At 49.7% G+C, this 19898-nt stretch carries 18 protein-coding genes; 11 read left to right on the top strand and 7 right to left on the bottom strand.

The genetic code is table 11. The annotated features are described in order from the left end of the window. Window positions 1-17: 17 nt before the first annotated feature. Entirely contained in the window at window positions 18-1361 is a 1344-nt protein-coding gene (locus ACJJJB_RS17160) for a UDP-glucose dehydrogenase family protein (RefSeq protein WP_353375549.1), read from the bottom strand. Beyond that, window positions 1361-2701: an O-antigen ligase family protein gene (locus ACJJJB_RS17155; protein WP_445365223.1), complete on the bottom strand. Its 1341-nt coding sequence runs from the start codon at window positions 2699-2701 to the stop codon at window positions 1361-1363. The genes ACJJJB_RS17160 and ACJJJB_RS17155 overlap by 1 nt, the downstream gene beginning before the upstream one ends. Window positions 2702-2995: 294 nt before the next feature. On the opposite strand from ACJJJB_RS17155, the gene ACJJJB_RS17150 reads away from it, so the two are divergent. Further along, window positions 2996-3886 (top strand): ELM1/GtrOC1 family putative glycosyltransferase, encoded by an 891-nt coding sequence (locus ACJJJB_RS17150; RefSeq protein WP_445365222.1) that lies wholly within the window; start codon window positions 2996-2998, stop codon window positions 3884-3886. On the opposite strand, the gene ACJJJB_RS17145 is transcribed toward ACJJJB_RS17150, so the two are convergent. After that, window positions 3883-4548: a YrbL family protein gene (locus ACJJJB_RS17145; RefSeq protein ID WP_282952269.1), complete on the bottom strand. Its 666-nt coding sequence runs from the start codon at window positions 4546-4548 to the stop codon at window positions 3883-3885. The two genes, ACJJJB_RS17150 and ACJJJB_RS17145, sit on opposite strands and share 4 nt — an antisense overlap. Before the next feature lie 4 nt (window positions 4549-4552). Beyond that, entirely contained in the window at window positions 4553-5671 is a 1119-nt protein-coding gene (locus tag ACJJJB_RS17140) for a glycosyltransferase family 4 protein (protein WP_445365221.1), read from the bottom strand. 189 nt (window positions 5672-5860) lie between these two features. On the opposite strand from ACJJJB_RS17140, the gene ACJJJB_RS17135 reads away from it, so the two are divergent. Then, on the top strand, window positions 5861-6781 hold the full coding sequence (locus ACJJJB_RS17135) for a glycosyltransferase family 2 protein (protein WP_444946045.1): 921 nt from the start codon (window positions 5861-5863) through the stop codon (window positions 6779-6781). Window positions 6782-6884: 103 nt separating this feature from the next. Then, entirely contained in the window at window positions 6885-8183 is a 1299-nt protein-coding gene (gene waaA, locus ACJJJB_RS17130; protein ID WP_445365220.1) for a lipid IV(A) 3-deoxy-D-manno-octulosonic acid transferase, read from the top strand. Window positions 8184-8227: 44 nt separating this feature from the next. On the opposite strand, the gene ACJJJB_RS17125 is transcribed toward waaA, so the two are convergent. Next, window positions 8228-9727, bottom strand: coding sequence for a TolC family outer membrane protein (locus ACJJJB_RS17125; RefSeq protein ID WP_020414299.1), 1500 nt, complete (start codon window positions 9725-9727; stop codon window positions 8228-8230). Window positions 9728-10083: 356 nt separating this feature from the next. On the opposite strand from ACJJJB_RS17125, the gene ACJJJB_RS17120 reads away from it, so the two are divergent. Genes ACJJJB_RS17120 through ACJJJB_RS17105 form a run of 4 tightly spaced genes read left to right on the top strand, consistent with a single transcriptional unit; the run spans window position 10084 to window position 14371 of the window. Continuing rightward, window positions 10084-10734: a paraquat-inducible protein A gene (locus tag ACJJJB_RS17120; protein ID WP_020414300.1), complete on the top strand. Its 651-nt coding sequence runs from the start codon at window positions 10084-10086 to the stop codon at window positions 10732-10734. Further along, window positions 10731-11417 (top strand): paraquat-inducible protein A, encoded by a 687-nt coding sequence (locus tag ACJJJB_RS17115; RefSeq protein ID WP_445365219.1) that lies wholly within the window; start codon window positions 10731-10733, stop codon window positions 11415-11417. Before ACJJJB_RS17120 ends, ACJJJB_RS17115 begins: the two co-directional genes overlap by 4 nt. Continuing rightward, window positions 11410-13797 carry a PqiB family protein gene (locus tag ACJJJB_RS17110; protein WP_444946047.1) on the top strand — a complete coding sequence of 796 codons (2388 nt, stop codon included), beginning with the start codon at window positions 11410-11412 and terminating at the stop codon, window positions 13795-13797. Before ACJJJB_RS17115 ends, ACJJJB_RS17110 begins: the two co-directional genes overlap by 8 nt. Window positions 13798-13819: 22 nt before the next feature. Next, on the top strand, window positions 13820-14371 hold the full coding sequence (locus ACJJJB_RS17105; RefSeq protein WP_444902540.1) for a DUF4136 domain-containing protein: 552 nt from the start codon (window positions 13820-13822) through the stop codon (window positions 14369-14371). Window positions 14372-14435: 64 nt separating this feature from the next. Here ACJJJB_RS17105 and ACJJJB_RS17100 read toward each other — a convergent pair whose 3' ends face one another. After that, a complete protein-coding gene (locus ACJJJB_RS17100; RefSeq protein WP_353375556.1) occupies window positions 14436-15491 on the bottom strand; it encodes a glycosyltransferase in 1056 nt (351 codons plus the stop codon). 39 nt (window positions 15492-15530) lie between these two features. Next, the gene (locus tag ACJJJB_RS17095; RefSeq protein WP_444946048.1) at window positions 15531-16571 is read right to left on the bottom strand and encodes a glycosyltransferase family protein; all 1041 of its coding nucleotides are present in this window, start codon (window positions 16569-16571) and stop codon (window positions 15531-15533) included. Window positions 16572-16728: 157 nt separating this feature from the next. Here ACJJJB_RS17095 and ACJJJB_RS17090 point away from each other — a divergent pair, with 157 nt between their 5' ends. The 4 genes from ACJJJB_RS17090 to ACJJJB_RS17075 all read left to right on the top strand — a co-directional run bounded on the left by ACJJJB_RS17090 (window position 16729) and on the right by ACJJJB_RS17075 (window position 19842). Continuing rightward, complete coding sequence (locus tag ACJJJB_RS17090; protein WP_020414306.1) at window positions 16729-17391, top strand: NUDIX domain-containing protein; 663 nt, start codon at window positions 16729-16731, stop codon at window positions 17389-17391. Window positions 17392-17478: 87 nt separating this feature from the next. Next, window positions 17479-18000 (top strand): DUF1249 domain-containing protein, encoded by a 522-nt coding sequence (locus ACJJJB_RS17085; protein ID WP_020414307.1) that lies wholly within the window; start codon window positions 17479-17481, stop codon window positions 17998-18000. Window positions 18001-18041: 41 nt separating this feature from the next. After that, window positions 18042-18866, top strand: coding sequence for a 3',5'-cyclic-AMP phosphodiesterase (gene cpdA / locus ACJJJB_RS17080; RefSeq protein WP_245556712.1), 825 nt, complete (start codon window positions 18042-18044; stop codon window positions 18864-18866). 298 nt (window positions 18867-19164) lie between these two features. After that, window positions 19165-19842 carry a hypothetical protein gene (locus tag ACJJJB_RS17075; RefSeq protein WP_020414309.1) on the top strand — a complete coding sequence of 226 codons (678 nt, stop codon included), beginning with the start codon at window positions 19165-19167 and terminating at the stop codon, window positions 19840-19842. The last annotated feature ends 56 nt before the right edge of the window (window positions 19843-19898 follow it).

The raw sequence follows: 19898 nt of genomic DNA, 5'->3' as shown, positions 1-19898 counted from the left end.
TGTAATTATATTATTTATTATGGGGCTGCATTGGTATCAGGCCTTCCCACACAATAGTAATCAAATCCATCTTCCTGCATTTCGCTTGGCTCATACTGATTGCGGCCATCGAAAATGACTGGAGAAACCAAAGTTGCTTTCAGTTCATCTGTATCGATGCTTTTGAACTGTTGCCACTCTGTAGCGATAATCAGGGCATTGGCGTTATGCAGTGCCTCATTTTTTGATGCACAGAGTTTTAGGTCTGCTCGATTTCCATAGATACGGCGACACTCTTCTATGGCTTCTGGATCGAAAGCCTGAACCCGTGCACCCTGCTCCCACAAGCGTTCTAGTAGGATACGGCTCGGTGCCTCTCGCATGTCGTCAGTGTTGGGTTTAAAAGAAAGGCCCCAGAGCGCAAAGGTTTTCCCTTTCAGGTTCCCCTTAAAATGTCCCACAATTTTCTCGGCTAGATAGTGTTTCTGCTGTTCGTTGCGTGATTCGACTGCAGAGAGGATGTCCGCCGACAAGCCTAATTGCTGTGCAGAAGAAATCAGGGCTTTGACATCTTTTGGGAAACAAGAGCCGCCATAACCGATGCCAGCATAAATAAAGTGATAGCCAACCCGTGGGTCAGAGCCGATACCTTTGCGCACGGCCTCGATATCAGCACCAACTTTATCGGCAATATTTGCCATCTCATTCATAAAGCTGATTTTGGTAGCGAGCATACAGTTAGCCGCATACTTGGTCAGCTCTGCGCTTTTAACATCCATAACGAGAATCTTCTCGTGGTTGCGATTAAATGGCGCGTATAGATGGCGGAGTTTTTGCTCCGATTCGGCCTCAGAGGTGCCTATTATGATGCGATCAGGGCGCATGCAATCTGAGACAGCAGATCCTTCCTTGAGAAACTCCGGATTTGAAATAATATCAAATGTTAAATCGGGTCTATTGCGGCCAGCTAGCTGCTGTTCGACTGTCGCGCGGACTTTGTCGGCAGTACCTACGGGCACCGTTGACTTTGTGATAATAAATTTTTTGCTGTCCATATGTTGCGCAATAGTCTTTGCAACGGTAAGGACGTGTCTAAGATCGGCGGAGCCATCCTCATCTGGTGGCGTGCCGACCGCAATAAAAATAAGCTCTCCATGTTCAACACCATAAGCGGCATTGGTCGAGAATGACAAATTGCCGGTGTTGATCCCACTTTTCACCATCGGTTCAAGGCCTGGCTCGAAAATAGGGATATGCCCCTGTTTCAGACGCTCGACTTTGTCATTATCAATATCAATACAGACTACTTTATTGCCGGCCTCAGCCAGTACAGCAGCTTGCACCAGACCTACGTAACCGGTGCCGAAAACGGTGACATTCATCAGTTTGACTCAATATTTGGAGGAGTTTGTTTCTGGTAGATCTGCTGGTAAGCAGAGCCCGAGGGCCTGAGTTTACCTTGCTCAAGATAACTGCGGGCCAAAAGGATTGCGAGAGGAGCCCAATAGAAGAACCAGATGTAGTTAGGTTTGACCAAAGGTTGTTGGGCGTAAATTAGCATCGCTAAAGTACCGAACAGGAACCAGGCAACATATAAGCCTGGAACCCAACTAAGTAGGTTTTTCTTGGTTGCGACAGTGTAAAGCACGCCTAGCCCCTGCCAGGCACAAGCTGCGATGCCGAGTAGGCCTGTAAAGCGAGCCACATCCAAGAGGTAGTTATGTGGATGAGGCAGTACATAATTTAGCGTGATAAATTGCTTGTGAACCAGCCCTGAGCCAACGATAGGGGAGAGCATAAATTCTTCGAAAGTTTTGCCCCATAGTTCCAGGCGAGCTGAATAGGCGACGCTTCGATGGAATAGCGGCAAGTCACCAAACATAATAAAGTAGGCAAAGGGTATAGCAGTAAAAAGTACCAGTGCCACAAGTATTTTGAATATACGCGAAGGAGTTAGAGTTGCTGAGAGTAGAATAGCAACCCCTGCCATTATTATCGGAATTTTGGTCTGTGAAAGAAAAATATAGGTGCAGGAAATCACTAATCCAGTCCAAGATAGCCAGCGCCAAAATAGAGAGGAGTGCCTGATTCCATAGCAGCAGAACAACGCGTGGAAGCCAAATAGCATGCCGGTTTTATCAATATTCCCTTCTAAAGATATTCCACCTATACGGTAAAATTTCTGAAACCCACCATCAATACCATATGCAATTAATGAGGCGATCCCGGAAACTAATCCCACTACAATTATTGCAAGTAATAGGTTTCGTAAAATTTTATCTCCATATTGTTCTAATAATAGATATATCGCACAGTAAAAAGCCGCTAAATAGAGTACCAGCTTCCAGTAGTATGTTGCCTCTCGCACGACATCAGCATTCGCACCGTCGGCCCAAAAAGTGGATAGTGCCAATATCAAAGGAAGGCTGCAAAAAGCAACAAATTGCCATGAAAATATGAACGAATAGTCTTTTCTCCAAGGCAGCAGAAAAAGTGTCGCTGGCAGTAAAGTTAAATAGAAGCTTGTTTGTACGCCCGAGACCTTGGGAGTCAGGTAAAAACCGCAAAGCAGAAGGAATAGCCCCAAGTAAACTATGCGGAGCGGTATAGAGACCCACCTGGAATCTTGCCTTCGGTAACGTGCTGGAGGGAGTGGATTGGAGTTACTTCCAGTTTCTGACATAACTAAGTGTGTAGTTGATAATGTTTCTGCTTTAGGCAAACAAGGCTTGCTGAAGCTGCCCATGGGTTGCCAACGGTAAATGCTATAGCAATACTCTGGGGAGCTTAAGATGGATACAATCTTCGAAATAGGTAATATATTTAGTGCATTGATAAGTTTTAGATGTGCAGGGTTCTAAGCATCCGCACAACCGGCTGGAAGGTTATACTGGAAGAGGTGAGGGTTCAACAGTGGCGGCCCCTGTAAAAGCATCTACAAGATTTTAGCAATTGGCGCCAGTAAGTTGATGACTTGTTTAATAATTGGCCTCTGTTTGCATATCAAGGATTTCTTTTGCAACTGACAATATGGTGCTTTCTAGATGGTAACCGCGCACACGAAAAGCAAAGTGCGGCATTGATCACTGGGTTGCGAAGTAGTTTCGTGGGCCAGGTTAGGAGCTTTGATATCTCCACTTCCATTACGGCCTCTAATATCCTTTTCGGAACTGCCGGTGAGATTCCCAAGCTCCCTAAGCCGGATTTTCTTATTGGAACTGGCCGCCGAAGTCGTTTGCCTATGTTAGCTGCACGTCACCGTTTTGGGGGGCGTGCAGTAGCTATTAACCTCCCACAGTTGCCATTTCGCTGGTTTGACTTTTCGATAGTGCCAGAGCACGACCGCCCGCCTCCTTTAGATAATGTGATTCTCAGTCAGGGTGCACTGACAGGCCCTTTGCCACAAGGGTCTAAAAAATCTGGGCGGGGGCTAATATTACTGGGGGGACCAAGTAGTCACTATTTATGGGATGACAGTTCTATTCATCACCAAGTGGATCAGTTACTTCAACAACCTCTTAAATGGCAGTTGTCCAATAGCCGCAGAACTCCTGAGAGCACGATTACTTCACTATTGGTAGACAATGTCCAGATGGTGGATTGGCGTACCTGCTCCCCCATGTGGTTACAAGAAGAGATGGCGGCGGCTGAGCAAATTTGGGTTAGTGAAGACAGTATCTCTATGCTGTTTGAATCTTTACAGAGCAGTGCCCAGGTGGGTGTTATACGTGTGCCAAGTCGAGCACGATCCAATAAAGTCAGGGCTGCGGTGCAAAGGTTGGTAGACCAGGGAATTATTAGTGACCAAGTAGCTGAGGTGGCAAAACAAAAGCGACGAGAGCCTTTGGATCAATATCTCCTATGTGCCCAGGCTTTACTCCGCCGCTGCGACTTGCCATTTCGCTAGTGTTTGAGGCCTTGAGACTCAAACTTCCTCCAGGGAGTTTTCTTATCTGAAATCTCCCACTCAACTCGAAGCCACATGCGCCGGATTCGCCGCTGAATGTAGCGTTTGGCGAAGAAGTCAGAAATTTGAGGCAAGGGCAAAAAAGATGCACAACCCAAGCCATCAATAATATAAATTTCTAATTTTTCATTTTCCCTGCGTACAACTAGATTGTGTGCAATCAGGTTCTTGGTCAGTACACCATACTCCAAGAGCCATGCTGCAAAGCGTTCAAGGGCAGATCTTATTTCACTGTTTAGGCCATGCTTATTCAGATATTGGCGCAAGGTAGGGGCTGGGTTGCCCTCGCTCTCCAGGATAAGGTCTGTTACTGCACCGGGGCCCAGACTGGTTTGTTGTATCCCGTACCAGCGAGGTAAATGTTGCCAGAGGCCTTCTTTATTTTGCTGGATAGCTTTTTGCGAATAGCCTTCTTGTTCACGCAAATTATCATCAAAATCATCTTCACCGCGCCACTTTTTGTACCATGGTGCTCGTCCGAGCAATTCTGCGGTGCGCCCTGGGCGCATAACCTTTATGCAGAGCAGAGGTTTCTCTGGGTGGCGGTAGCAAAAGCGGTTCCCACCACTGGCAAAAGGCTTACTGTAGCCTAAATCAATCACTATATCAGGCTCCGGGCGACTTTTTGATCATGGTTTCATAGACTTCGATGGTATGTTCTGCTTGGCGCTTGAGGGTAAAGTCTTCAGAAAGGGAGGCTTTTTGTTTTGGGCCTTTTAGCAATTCCCGTGAGCGATTATAAAGTGCTTCAGCATCGTTTTGCTCTACCAACCCTTGTGGAAAGCAAACACGCAGAGACTCTGCGGGACCACCGATGTTGTATCCAATTACGGGTGTTCCCATAGCTGCAGATTCTATCACGGTACGTCCAAATGGCTCAGGTCGTTTGGATAGGTTGTACACGAGACGAGATTCCTTATACCAATAACGAATATCACTACGATGGCCGACAAAGGTAAGGTGCCCCTCTATTCCTTTCTCTCTTACTTTTTGTTTCAGTTCCTTTTCATAGTGGCTCTTGTTAGCCTCAGCCCCACCGAGAATGATCCCATGAATATCATGATGCTTACTGATCAAACGCTGGATTAGCTCAATAAAATCCTCATGACCTTTCCAGCGAGTCAGCCTGCCGGGCAAGAGAAGCCATTGCTTATTTGCTAGATTTGGATATTCCTTCTCAATGTTCGCTTTCCAGTCAGCTGGAACCGAGATGTTGGGATTGAATTCCTCGGTATCAACTCCGCGATAGATCACTTCTGGGGGACGTTGTAGATAGGCTTGGTAATTATCATGTAAGTAATCGTTCACGCACTCGGATATTGCGATTACCTGCTCGCTCCGGGCCATAATGGCACTGTAGCGATTAATTGAATACAGGCCGTGGGCGGTGCTAATTAGGCGTGGCCGCGACTGGATATCTAGTTTTCTCCAAGCCAAGAAAGTGAGCCAGGCGGGGACCCTGGATCGAACATGCAATATATCTGGAGCTTCCCATTCGATAAGTTGTCTTAACGGTCTAACCTGTAGCAAACTACTTAGGGACTTTTTGTGGATAGGCAGTGTAAAATGCCTGGACCCTTCGGATTCCAATTTTGGAACCATGGTGCCCCCAGAAGATACAACGATAGATGTGTGGCCGGCTTGAATGAGCATTCTTGCCAAGTCGAGCGTACCCCGCTCGACTCCCCCGGAGTTTAAAGCGGGAAGCAGTTGCATTACTTTCATGGATTGTTTCACGACATAAGTGTGTACTAGGTATTACTCAGACTGTCTAGCTCAACGGGCAATAAGTTGATGAGCTGACTACAGGCTTACTAAAAGTCAAATATTATAGACATGCCAAATAGAGGGGTATAGGCTGCGCTGCTATTGCTAACGCCCTGATTTAATATTTGGTTGTTTGTGGAGTTTAAATTGCGACCACTGCTAGACATTTGTATCTGCACCTGCAAAAGGCCGGAGCAACTTCGCGTTGCTTTGCAAAGTCTTGCCGAGCTTGATTTACCTGCAGATGCAGATGTAAGTGTGACAGTAGTGGATAATGACCCTGAGGAGCAGGGGGGGAAGGCGGTAGTGGAGTCCTTCGCAACAGATTCGTCCCTCCCAATTCTTTACGTCCTTGAAGAACGCCGTGGAATTCCCATTGCTCGCAATCGCTGTATTCAAGAGGCACAGGGCAAAAATGCGGATTACCTTATTTTTATTGATGATGATGAATGGGTGGCTCGAGACTGGCTGGTCAAGTTGTTTCGATTTGCTCAAGAGCTTGGTGGCAACACGGTAGTAAATGGTAGTGTGATACGGGAATTGCCAGACTCAGTGCCGGCTTATTACTCAAGATATTTCTCTCGAAGGAAGAGGCAAACAGGTGATCACCTCACCTACTGTGCCACCAATAATGTCCTGATTCCAATGAAAATAATTCGTGAGTTTAGCTTGTCCTTTGATGAGCGGGATCCCTTTGGAGGTGGTGAGGATGTGTTGTTCTTTTCTGAGCTGCATACCAAGGGTGGAGACATCATTCATTGCGCTGAAGCAAAAGTATTCGAACCTGTACCAATAAGCCGCGCGAACTTACGCTGGCTTTCCCGTCGCAAATATTCAGCAGGTATCACGCTTGCAAAGCAAAAGTTGCAATCTGGGCGCAGTCGGCTAGGAATTTTACTTTCAGCGATATTCCAACTTATGGTTGCAGGGGTTCTCTGCTTGTTTGGCTTGGTTTTTGGAGGGCTCCGCCTGGGTTCCCGGCCTTGGTTGCGCCTATGTCGTTCTGTAGGCATGGCCTGTGGAGTGTTTGGGGCTCGCTCAGATTTTTACCGGGTTGTGGACTGCTAGTAAGTCACATAAAAAGTTCAAGTTGTACTCTCTGCCTGTAAGATAGCTGGCTGGAGCTTCGGCTCGGATTCCAAATAATTGCCAACTGGTGACAGCTGGATATATGCAGACCCTTTACAACTGGCTTTTTCGCTTAGCCATTCCATTTATTTTTTTTCGGTTATGGTGGCGCGGCCGTAGCCAGCCAGCTTATCGTCAGCGTTTCGAGGAGCGGCTGGGACGGGTGCCAAAACGCTATAGTCAAGCTCCATTAATATGGGTTCACTCCGTATCTGTGGGGGAGACCCTCGCTGCGATCCCCGTTATTGCTCAATTAGCAGCTCGCTATCCTGATTGGCATTGGCTGGTTACAACGAGTACCCCTACAGGCTCCGAGCGGGTTACAAAGTCCTTAAGCCCGATTTTGGGCGGCCGCCTGCTCCATTATTACCTACCTTATGACTTACCCGAGTTCCTCAATCCATTTCTGGAAGCTCTCAACCCCACTATGTTGGTGATTGTAGAGACCGAATTGTGGCCAAACCTTCTGCGTTTATGTCGAAAGAGGGCGATCCCTGCATTGCTTGCCAATGCACGTTTGAGTGAGAAATCTGCCCGGGGTTATGGGCGATTTATTGGGTTTACCCGCTCAATGTTGGGCAATTTGGATAAAGTTGTTGCCCAGTACCCAGTAGACGCTGAACGTTTTGTTTCTCTGGGCCTGCCTCGAGAGAAAGTAGTGGCCAGCGGCAATATTAAGTTTGACCTGGATATTGACCTGAGCCTCATCAGCGAAGCGCAGGCGCTATCCCACCAATGGCGCGGCTCTTTAAATCGTAAGGTTTGGCTGGCAGCCAGCACCCATGCCGGCGAGGATGAGATCATACTGGATGCGTTCTCTACCCTGATTAAGGACTTTTCAGATCTGCTTTTAGTCTTGGTACCGCGTCACCCTCAGCGTTTTGATGATGTTGCCCGTTTATGTCAGGAGCGAGGCTTTCAGGTTTCAAGGCGCAGTAGTGGTGGTGCTCCAAAAGCGGATGATCAGGTTCTTTTAGGGGATACCATGGGTGAGCTACTGCGTTTCTATGGTGCCTGTGATGTGGCTTTTGTGGGGGGGAGCCTGGTCCCTGTGGGAGGGCACAATATGATTGAGCCGGCGGCCTGGGGGATACCGACTATCTCCGGGCCATACATGCATAACTTCGCGACCGTGGCTGATCTTTTAAAGAATGCTGGCGGATTGGCAATTGCGGCGGATGCTGTATCACTGAGTAATCAGATAAAGCAGTGGTTACTGAACGATAAGGAGCGACAGGTCTTAGGTCAACGAGCTAGGGCAGTAGCGAAGCAAAATAGTGGGGCTTTGCAGCGCCTGCTGGAAGAGATAGACAGGCTGATGCCGAGTTCAGGAAAAGTGTGAGCGGCTCTCTTGGAGCTGCTCACATTTCTTTGGAGTCGAGTTAGCTACTTGGAACCGCTTGGGCCGGCTTCCGCTACACGGTGAACATTGTTGGCCGGGTTCAACATAACATCCAATTCTTGTAGATCCTGTGGTGAAAGGAGACCCGCTACCTGCTTAAGGCTTAAGGTGTTGATGATGTAGTCGTAGAGGGCGTTGGCATATTCGGTTTGATTTGAATAAAGGGTGTTTTGCGCTAAAAGCACATCTACGATATTGCGCGTACCCACCTCGTAGCCGGCTTGAGTGGCATCCAATGCACTCTTTGCGGAGACCACAGCCTGTTGTCGGGCTGCCACACGGGATACATCTGTTACCACTGCACGATGTAGGGTGCGGGTGTTTTGGATAGTATTGCGTTCAGCCAGGTTGCGCAGGTCTTGTGCTTGAAAGGATAAGTTACGCGCTTCACGTCGATTGGCGCTCAAAAGGCCACCAGTATAAATCGGTATATTCAGTGTGACTGCGGCTACAGAATCACGGTCGTCCAAGTCCCTGGGAAACTCAGTATCTGATTGGCGAGTCTCGTCTCTGAATCTCACACGTTCAGTACCGTTTGAGGTGAGCTTGTTATAGGAGAGGGAGCCGGTAAGAGTGGGCAGGTGCTCACTGGCGGCAGAACGGGCATTGTAGCGGGCCGCCTCGGCATTCAGTCGTGCAGCTTTCAAGTCGAAGTTATTGGCCAAAGCGAAGTCGACCCAGTCTGCACGTTCAGCCGGCACCGGAGGTGCGACTTGGAAGGTATCTACGAGAGGAGCAACCTCATCGTGATAGCTACCGGTGAGGATTGATAGGGCATCGAAGTTACTGAGCAGCTCGTCTTGAGCGGTTAAGCGGCGGGCTACAGAGCTGTCGAAGGCCGCCTGGGAATCATACACATCAGTAATTGCGGTTAGGCCTACTTCGAATCGCTGCTGAGTTTGCTCCAACTGCTTGGCTAGGGCTTTCTCCTCGGCCACTGCGGATTCCAGGATGTCATAGGCGCGTAGTACATCGAAATAGGCTGTGGCGACTCGAAGCATCATTTCTTGCTGATTGGCACTAAATTCTGCAGTAGCAACTTTGGTTAATCTTTTACCCCGTTGGTAATCAAACCAAGCAGGGGCGTCAAAAATTGCTTGGGTCAGTGTGGCATTGTACACCCTATTTTGATAGGTCCCGGTTGATCTTCGGTTAAAGTCAACTAGATCACCATCAACGGGGCCATCTTCAAGAATTTGTGCCCCGTTTGAGATGTTAAATTCATGGACTCTGGAGGCCTCGAATCTGGCATTTACCTGCGGCAATAGCGGTGCTCGCAGCTGGTTCTTTGCCTCGATACCTGCATGGTAGGTGGCTCGATCGGCGGCAAGTTGCTGATCGTTATCTAGCGCCTGAGTATAAATATCCCACAGGGTGTCGGCCTGGGCCTGCATGGCACCGAATCCGAGTAGGGCGGCGGCGAGTAGTTTCTTCAGTGGACGCAACTGGCGGCCTCGCGGCTCTGTGCGGTTACTTCTTTTCATCTGTTTCAACTTCCTGTGGCGGGTGCGGTCTTCAAGCTTCTAAAAAGTATCTGGAGCGGCACTCGAGTTCTGGGTACTCGGTGGATTCCTTTGGCTCGCAAAGTTAGGTTGTGCTGCCAGTCTCCCCAATCAGCAGTCGCGAGAGTGTACCCGCGGCCAGCCTGAGCGTCGAGGCGACGCTTTCGGCTTTTTGGTATATCTTCGTTAAACCGACGCGAATGTGCGTTTACCGGTAACTGCCTGGCAATGTCAGGGCAGCATTGAATAGGGCAATGGCCCTATATTGCAATAGACGCGCCATCGAAGCATTTGGATGCGGCAAAAATTGTGCAGGATAAGGCAAGGACCTCTCGCACATGGAACAGCTGCGTGATGATAAACAGATACGTTGGCAGCATGCTTGCCATGAGTGCGATCTATTGCTGACTGGCGGGTTGGCACCGCCCGGTCAAAAGCTGACTTGCCCGCGCTGTGGTTGCACTCTGCATCGCAATGCCAATCACAGCGTCTACTACACCATTGCCTTAAGCTTGACTGGGCTACTGCTATTTATTCCCTCAGCGAGTCTCCCGCTCCTTAAATTCTCGTTATTCTCTTTTGGTGCCGAGAATACCCTGATGAATGGTGTTTATTCATTATTTAAAGCTGGCTATATCTGGTTGGCGTCACTGGTCTTATTCTGCAGTGTGCTGGCTCCTTTGGGAAAATTTCTGCTGCTGTTATTTGTTTGTTGCGGCAGTTTTTTGGGGCTGCTGGATCGCTGGGTTTCTATTGCGGTGCGCTGGTACCAACATATCAAAGAGTGGGGGATGCTGGATGTATATATGCTCGGCATTCTTGTAGCGCTGATTAAATTAAGGGATCTGGGAAAAATGGATGTGGAACCGGGGCTGTATTGCTTTGGCGCCATGATGCTGGTTGCGAATCTCTCTTCACTCAGTTTTGACCAGAATGCCATTTGGCACCGGCTGGCACTTCGGCGTGCTCAGCGGGAGAAACTGACATGAGTTCGAAATTCCCTCGCAAAGGGATTCATGAGGGCCTGACAAGCTGTCTCAGCTGCCATCAATTAATTATTTTGCCAATTGCGGGTGGGCACTGCCGATGCCCTCGCTGTGGTGGACGGGTGCACAGGCGTATTTTGGGGAGTTTGATGCTTACCTGGGCACTAACAATTACCGGGGCCCTATTATTGTTACCAGCAAATATTCTCCCGATTATGACGGTGGTTTACCTTGGTGCCGGCGACCCAACCACCATAATTAGTGGCGTTATGCAGCTATATAACAGCGGGATGTGGGGAATTGCGCTTATTGTCTTTGTGGCAAGTATTGCTGTGCCAGTAATGAAGTTGTTGGGCTTGGCTTTATTGCTGGTTCAGATGCAACTGCGCTTAACGTTTGTACCTTCCCAGGCAATGAAAATCTATCGGGTAGTTGCCGGTATTGGGCGATGGTCTCTTCTGGATCTTTTTATGATTTCCATTTTGGTGGCATTAGTCGATATGGGATTTATTGCTCAGGTGGTGGCGGGTCCTGGCAGCACCGCTTTCGCCTCTGTGGTAATCGTTACTATGTTGGCTGCACGTTCTTTTGATCCCCGACTTATTTGGGATGCTTATGATGGTGACTTATACAGTAAGGATGTAGCACCGGAGACGGCACATCGGGGTGCCGCAGAAAATGGCTGATAATTTGCCCCCTGAAAATAATGGTGTTGAAGGGGCACGTTTAAACGGTGGGGCCCAGCGGGGGGTGGTGCGTGCGAGTAAGGGATTACCGTTGGTTTGGATTCTGCCTTTGGTGGCGGGACTGATAGCAGTTTGGCTGCTATACCAGGACGTGGCCGAGGGAGATGTAAAGGCGAGCATCCTGTTTCACTCTGGCGATGGCTTGGTGAAGGGGAAGACCGTCGTGAAGTATTCTGGTGTAGATATCGGCCTTGTGCAGGATGTACGCCTGGTACCCAATGCTAAGGAGTTAAATGGTGCTGATGGAGTGTTGGCGGAGGTCAGCCTCAATCGCAGTGCAGAGTATCTGCTAGTTGAAGGGACTGAATTCTGGGTAGTGAAACCGGAGCTTTCCATCACAGGTATCAGTGGTTTAGAGACATTACTATCAGGTAACTATATTGCAGTTGAATCTGGCAGCGGCAAACGCAAGCGCGAGTTTGTTGCGTTGGACCAGCCCCCGGCATTTATTCGCGGAGATGGCCTGCGCGTGGTGCTCAAATCCCGCCGCTTGGGCTCATTGAGCCGTGGCTCTCCTGTTTATTACCGCCAGTTAAGGGTGGGCCAGGTAGCGGATTACAGCCTTGAAGAGGATGGTAATGAAGTCAGTATCGAGCTGTTTATTCGTCGTGAATATGCCTATCTAATTCACCGGGGCAGCCGTTTTTGGAACAGTTCAGGTATTTCAATTGAAGGTGGCATCAGCGGAATTAGCATTAATTTGGAATCTCTTGCCGCCTTGTTTGCCGGCGGTGTCAGCTTTTATACCCCGGAATCTCAGCGTCAATCCCCCTTAGCCGTAAATGGCACAGAATTTAAATTATATAAAAATTTTGCTGCTGCAGATGCAGGGATTTCTGTCACTTTAAATTTTGATCGCGGTGTAGATGTTACGCCTGGCAGCACCAAAGTGTATTACCAGGGGATTCAAGTAGGTGAAGTCAGCAGGGCAAAAGCTAACAAGCGTATGGATGGCATAGAAGTTAAAGTGTTGATGGACCCAGTAACTGATGACCTCCTCAGTGAAAATACTCGTTTCTGGCTAGCCCCCCCCACATTTGACTTTACTGGCGGCCTTAACAAGCTGATTCAGGGCAATCGCATCGAAGTAGATCTTCGCCGGGGAAACCGATCCCAGCGTATTTTTACGGCACGTGCCTCGGCACCGCCAAGAGATCCCCGCGTACCCGGTTTACACCTGCGTCTCACCACACGCAACCCAGGTTCACTTCAACGAGGAGCTCCTGTGTACTTCCGGCGTATCGAAGTGGGTAAGGTGCAGGGAATGGAGCTGCGTAGAGATGGTGAGGGGGTTGAGGTGTACGTGGTAATTGAGCCGCGCTATGCGCACTTGGTACACCAGGGTACTCGTTTTTGGAATGTCAGCGGTCTGCGCGCCAGTGCCAGTCTTAGTGAGGGGATTGAAGTACAGGCGGACTCCTTGATGTCATTGTTGCGTGGGGGCGTTGCTTTTGGCATCCGGCGTGAGGATCGTGCGAAATCAGCACCAGTGCAAAATGGTGATCAATTTCCTCTGTACAGCAGTCGTGAGGATGCACTTGAAGAAGGGATTGAAATACGAATCAACCTTCCCAGTGCGGAAGGGCTGAAAGTTGGGGCCCCTCTGCGCTATAAAGGTGTGCAAATTGGGGAAATTACTCGGTTACGTCTTGGCGCAGGCCTCGGAGAGGTCCATGCCCGTGCCAAGCTTTATCACCGTGGTGCAAGCTTTGCCCGTGCAGGCACACGTATTTGGGTGGTGTCGCCACAGATAGGCATAAGTAAAGTTGCCCACCTGGATACATTGATAACCGGGCGCTATTTGGCTTTAGAGCCGGGCCTGGGGCCCATGCAAACGGAGTTTTATGCAGAGCTGCAAGCGCCTAAAGAGGATCTTGCCGATACCATGAGCCGACCGGGGTTAGCTGTGATACTGGATGCCGCGAGGCGCGGCTCTCTGGTAGCTGGGAGCCCCGTTTATTACCGGCAGGTCCAGGTGGGTGAGGTTACAGGTTTTTCCCTGGGAGAATTGGCTGACCGAGTTTACATCTATGTGCATATCGAGCCGCAGTATCAGCCATTAGTGCGTGAGCACACTGTGTTTTGGAATGCCAGTGGTGTAGAGGTGAATTTTGGTTTGAGGAGCGGTCTTAATGTCAATACAGAATCCGCTCAAGCCTTGATAAAAGGGGGGGTTGCCTTTGCGACGCCGGAAGCGCCCTTCATGGGTTTCGAGGTGGAGAGCGGCAGTCACTATCCTTTGTACCCAAAAGCTGAACCTGAATGGTATAAGTGGAGTCCCAAAATAGAACTCTATGATTTTTCTGAACCGGTTAAATAAGTATGAAAGTTAAGGAGTATTTATGCGTTACATAATGACGGGTCTGGTGACATTGCTATTAATGGCAGGATGCCAGGAGATGCAGGTGGAGCGAGTAAATACAGGAGCCCAGCCGGTGGCTTTTTCCACCTACAAATGGGGAGTAACGCCGCTCGGGGATGCGCCCGATGCGCCGGCGCAATTGGTGGAGTTGGATGAAGAAATGCGTGGCACAGTCGCGGCGCAGTTGCAGCAAAGAGGTTATCGTCAGGTGGGGCAGGACCAGGAAGCCGACATGGTGGTCGACTACCAGGTTGCCGTTGTTGATGAGTTTTTTTCCGGGGATACTAGGGACCCCAGTTGGGATAAACAGTTTGACAGTAATGCGCCCCAAGAGGTTGTAGAGTTACCGCCGCTTACTGATGCCCCTCTGGTGATTATGAGTGTGGGGATTGGTCGCCCAGGGGGGGAAATTATTTGGGGTGGAAGTGCCAGTGAACTACTGACTCGCCCAGATAGCATTGAGCAGCGCCAGCGTCTCATTGTCCGGGGTGTGAGCGCCTTATTGAAGGATTTACCGGAGGCTTATCAGTAGTAGGTGCCAAAATTTTGGCCTGATGTGAAAAAAGCCACCATAAATTGGTGGCTTTTTTTGTTCATTAAGGGCGCCCTCGGTGCATTAGTTTATCGTAGAGCTCAATATAGGAGTCCACGATAAACTTTTTCGAATAGCCATTTGCATAGACCTCCGACGCATTTTCAATCAGGCTCTGGCGCAACTCAGGGTTGTCCAGTACTGATTTAATGGCTTTAGCTAGTGCGTCTGCATCATCGATCGGAGTGATTAGGCCGCTCTTACCGTCAGTAATTACCTCACCCGGCCCCTGGGAGTTGGTTGCTACTATTGGGCAGCGGTGCGCCCAGGACTCCATTACGATCGAGCCCAATCCCTCGTGGCGTGATGGGCACACAAATAGATCGGCAGTGCGCATCAGGGTGGTGACATCGTTGCGCCAGCCCAGAAAGCGTACCCGCTGATCCAGGCCAAGCCTGTGACACAGGGCCTTTAATTTGGCCTCCTCTGGCCCAGCACCTGCTAGCCACAGTGTCGCATTGGGAATCTGTGCCAGGGAGTGCAGCAGAACATCGAACCCTTTATTGATATGCAGACGTCCGGCAGCGAGAATCAGGGGTTTGTCTTCCGGAGTATTAAAACTGTTGCGTGGTAGAGGTTCTACAGGAGTCTCGTCGGCAAAGTTGGGGATATGAAAAATGCGGTCTTTGGGGATACCGCCATCAATCATATGCTGGCAGATGCCTTTACTGATACCAATCCAGTAATCTGCATGGCGGTAGTACTTAAGATTGTAGTAGTGCCCTAGGCGACTAACCAGTAAGTAGTTTTTTGAATTGGGGGTGATAATCGTGGCGCGCCCCATCCAGGTCATCACAATATCGGGCTGCCAGTTGCCCAAGGCCTCCCGGTAAATTCTGCGGCCGAGAAAATCCAGCTTGCCACCAAACTTGAAGCCTTCAGTTTCAACGCCATTGTTACGCAGTGCCTGTACGCGATGGTCGTGGTTACGAATAAATGCCTTCTCGTTAATTTCCCCTCTTGGGTTTAATCCACTTACCAGGCGTACAAAAAAATTTTCCGCACCACCGTGTTCGGCGCCGGCGAGGACTTGTGCCACTCGAATTGGCTTGTTACTCATAAATCCAACATATTAAGTGTGATTGGTTTGGCAGTGCCGTTAATTCAGGGTGCCATCCAGGTTGATATCGCGTGCCCAGGCATAGTCATGGCTAAATGGCTGCAAGCTTGTGGCTTCGACAATATACTGCGCATAGAGCTTGGAGTTCATTTCCGTATGGAAAAATTCCCGGGCCTTTGCTGCCCAGGCACGGCGTTTGGCATCATCATTTTGAAACTCTCGGATTTTTTCCAGTAGATCTTGCTCTTCTGAAAAATAAACGATGCTCTCTGGCGGTAGTAACTCATCAAAGTGCAATTTGTCACTGGTGAACTGCAGTATGCCGTTACCGGCAAGTTGTGCCATGCGTGCGGATGAATACCAGTAGTGGGTATCCTGACGATTAAAGTTCAGCCCCATTTTAGTTTGGGAGAGTGCACGATCGTAATCTCTTCCCCAGACCGGCGGCTCACCAAAACTGCCATAGGTTTTAAAATTCAATGAGTCCCCCAAGGCATCCTTGAGGTTCTTAACCATCTGCAGGCGCTTGGTAAAATTGTTGCTGTTACTGCAAAACAATAAGTCGATGGGCAGATCTGTGCGCTCAGCATTATTAAGGTTTTCGATCGATGTCTCTACTGGGTTTGGCATGTGGTAAACCCGAGCGCCGAAGCCTTCAAAAATTTTCAGTTCGCGGCGCCCAGTGGACACGAAAACTGCATCGGCGATTTCCGCGCGGTATTTAATTCGCTCCACATTACTGGGGACAAACAGAGGGTCATTATTACAGTGCGCAATCATGCAGTTGGGCTGCTGCTTTTTAATTTCCCTCAGGGTATCGTTACCGATCATGTCGCAATGGCCTGCGATCACCAAGTCCGGTTCAAATGCTTCTACGGTTTCTAACAAACGGCGGTTGGCTTTGCTCACACCCAGGTCGCGGATGCCAAACGGGGCCTCAAATGCGGCTACATCCCGATCGCTGAATACTTGGGTGTTGTGATCATTTTTGATCAGGCCAAAAGTCAATTTCTGCGCCCAGCTGACCCGTGTCTTGCCGTAGCGACGCAGTTGCTGATAGGCGATATTGAGCACTCTCATAGTGGCGCACTCTCTAAAATCCAGGGAGATAATTCGTATGGCCGCTTGGTTCAGAGGCTGTTACGGTGGGCGCAGAGTATAACAGCTGGCTCGGGTCCATATAGCCCTGTACTACCCAGAGTGCGAAAGACCTGTATCGCAAAGAGGAAGGCGAACAATGCCAAGAAAAAGTAGTCAAAACGATTTGTATCCTGAGTTTTCTGCGGATTCTGTGGAAATCCTTTCCAAGGAAACAGTGTTCAAGGGATTTTTCACCATGTTGCGCTTGAGGCTACGCCACCGGCTATTCCGCGGCGGTTGGAGCAGCACATTTCAACGCGAGGTGTTTGTCCGTGGGCCTGCTGTCGGAGTACTACTTTATGATCCAGAACGGGACCTTGTAGCATTAACTGAACAGTTTCGCGCGGGTGCTCTAGAGCGTTCAGCTGGGCCCTGGTGTCTGGAGGTGGTCGCCGGAATGGTTGAGGAGGGAGAAGATCTGCGGGATGTGGCCCAACGCGAGGTGCAGGAAGAGGCCGGTTTGAAAGTGCAGGAATTGCACTTTATCCACAGCTATATGCCCAGTGTAGGGGGCAGTTCAGAGCGATTACACCTTTACTGTGGGCTAGTGGACTTGAGTTCTGCAGAGGGGTACTTTGGCCTGGAAGATGAGAATGAAGATATACACCTAAGGGTGTTTACCCGGGATCTGATTCTTAGGACTTTGGGTGGGGACTATGCTCCAGGGGAGAACCCTATCGATAATGCACCCACTATCATTTGCATGCAATGGCTGGAGTTAAACCGGGAAAAACTAGTAAAGATGACGTTAACTGCCTGACCGGTCATTATGCCTTGCACTCTGTTACCTGCTGTAAGGGCAAACTGAGATCTGAGTCACGGCGGCAATAGAATCGGAGTGTTGATAATGGCTGTACTGGGCGAGGCACAGGCGCGACAGCGCAAACGGCAACAATTGTCGCCAAATGGCAATGAAAGTGCAGTGTATAGAGTCGATCTGCCGTCATATCATGCCGACTGCGATGCAAACTACCTGCGTCTGATCAAATTGCTGCCACAGCTTTCAGAGAGGGAGTTGTGGCGCTATCAATTGCCCGGAGGCACTCTGATACTGGGAGTGAAGGCGCGATCTAGGTACACGACGGAAGTGTCCCTGAGCGCGGAGGTAAGCCTCAGTAAGTGCCGCTGGCTGGAACCCCCGGACTTAACTGTGCGTCTTTATCACGATGCGTGCATGGCGGAGGTAATCACAGCCAATGGTCGCGGGCCGGTGGGTGGTAAAGGAGTTGATACCGCTTACCCGAATCCCCGTATGCAACGCGCAGATGAGAGACCTCAGGCGAACCGTTATCTCGGCGAATGGCTTGAGTACTGTCTCGCAAATGGTCGCGCAGAATTTGATCTGGTGCTGGATGGCCGGAGATTTTGATTCTGCAGTAGAGCACATGGATGTGAACACAAGGTGAGCAAGTGATTCGCGAACACAATAAGTCGAAGTCTCCCCCTGGGGCGACATCGCACCGTTTGATCCAGATCACAGATCCACATATCGGCAGCAGGCCCGATTATCAATTGCTGGGTCTGGATACCGGCCACACACTCGACGAGGTTTTGGCGACAGTTATCGCCAAACAACCCCGTGCTCAAGCCCTGGTTGCCACCGGTGATATCAGTGCGAACGGCTCGGAGGCCTCCTATTGTCGCTTTTTGCAAAAAATTCGCACCATTCCTATTCCCTGGTACTGGCTTCCCGGCAATCATGATGTGAGTGCACGTATGCGGCAGTTGGCTCCCAATCGGAGCACGGATTTGATCGCACTGGGTAATTGGCGATTATTACTGCTGGATACCAGTGTGGAGGGCCAGATATGTGGTGGACTGGGTGAGGCACAACTGGAACGCCTTCAACTGCTACTATGGGAAACTCGAGAGCATCCGGTGATGATTATGATGCACCACCAGCCTGTTCCTGTGGGCAGTAAATGGATTGATGGCCATATGCTTCGTGCGGGGCGTGACCAACTTTTACAGATGGTGGATCAAGCACCTCAAGTTAAAGCCTTGGTGTGGGGCCATGTACACCAGCAATTTGACAGCAACCGAGGACAGATCGGCTTGCACGCAACGCCGTCTACTTCGGTACAGTTCACCCCTGGCAGCGGCCCTTTCGCGGTAGATGACGAAATGCCTGGCTATCGTTGGTTTGAGCTGCACAATGATGGCACCTACACCACTGGCGTGGAGCGCGTGGCCATCTCTAAATATTATGTGGATCTTGCCTCTTCAGGTTATTGATTTGCATCAACCCGGTACCAATTAGCTGTAGCGGGTTGCCTGTCTTCTGTCTCTTGATTGTTGAATAGTACAAAACCATTCTTAACGAACTAACTACTATCTTTCCTCCCCGGTCGCCGTACAATGAAATTCCCTGGATTGGGCGCAAGTCCAATCATTGGTATAGGGATTGATCGGCGAAAATCAGAGCTATAAAAGTGTGACGCTGCAATGAGCAGCCTAAAAAGTGTGGTAATTGATCGCTGTGTTCGAGCTCCATTCGCCGGGTTGATAACATCGGGAAGTCAGGAGTTTAGAAATGCAAAAATTATTACTTAGCTCAATGTTGGGTACAGCATTAATAGTTACAGCCTGTACCCAGCAACCAATACAGGTTACATCTGCTGAAGGTAGCTCTGTTCAGGTACAGCAGGATGGTTTGGAGCCTCGTCCCAGCCATTTGGATGAGGTATCAGCAGCTTTTGCTTTGGATCTCAGTGGCGCCAAGGTTTATGTCGGCCCTGTACAAATTGAATACAGCAAGCGTTTTTCCACTTTGCCACGCAGTAATTATCGCGAGAAGGACTATGAGCTGGACCAACGGGATCTGCAGCGCCTTAATAACCTGTTGGCACAAACTTTCTCGGATAAGTTTCTTAGTGCGCGCAATGGTGTGCTGGTTTCTGAGCAGTCAGAGGCCGATTACACCCTGGCAATGTCACTGGAAAAATTTTCAGTGGCTGCTCCATTGGACCCCTCACCCTGGGCGTGGCGTGTGTACACTGAACAGAGTGCCTATGGTGTACTGGTAGGAACTCTCTACGACCGCGATGGCAATGCGGTGATGCGCTTTCGCGACCGGCGGGATATTGGAGAAAACTTTGGTACGAACGGGCCGGGGGGGCGGCTTGAGCGCTTTACAAGCGTAACTTTTTGGTCTGATATGCGTGTAGATATGCGCCGGGCCTTTGCCAGCCTCGATAAGGCTCTACTGTAGATAATGTGAAATATTCGGCGGGTAGGTATGGAGCTTACGCTCCCACAGGCTCTCAA

Source organism: Microbulbifer variabilis (assembly GCF_052468405.1).
Note: the sequence above shows the minus strand (reverse complement) of the source record. Positions and strands in the feature narration are given on the sequence as shown.